At 62.3% G+C, this 443-nt stretch carries 1 protein-coding gene; it reads left to right on the top strand.

Annotated features, from left to right (window positions below; genetic code table 11):
* The coding region (locus tag AC3A6M_RS24870) for an Ig-like domain-containing protein (protein WP_487855361.1) at positions 1-443 on the top strand (443 nt) is incomplete at both ends.

The following is a 443-nucleotide window of genomic DNA, read 5'->3' as shown; positions in this document are numbered from 1 at the left end:
GATGCGCCGGTCGCCGTTGCCGATACCGCTTCGGGCACCGAGAACCAGGCATTGACCATCGACGTGCTGGCCAACGATACCGATGTGGATGACGACCACGTCTTCACGCTGGTGTCGGGTGCTGCCCCAGCCAACAAAGGCACGGTTACCGTCGAAAACGACCAACTCGTGTTCACCCCGGGTTCGGACTTCGACCACCTGAAGGCCGGCGCCACCGAGCAGGTGACGCTGAGCTACACGATGAAGGACGACCAGGGCGCTACTTCGACCAGCACGGTCGTGGTGACTGTCACCGGTACCAATGACGCGCCAGTCGCCGTTGCCGATACTGCGTCCGGCACCGAGAACCAGGCATTGACCATCAATGTGCTGGCCAACGACACCGATGTGGATGACGACCACGTCTTCACGCTGGTATCCGGTGCTGCACCGGACGGCAAGGG

The organism is Telluria sp. Soil_C_11, assembly GCF_057657395.1.
This window is presented reverse-complemented; position numbering and strand designations above follow the sequence as displayed.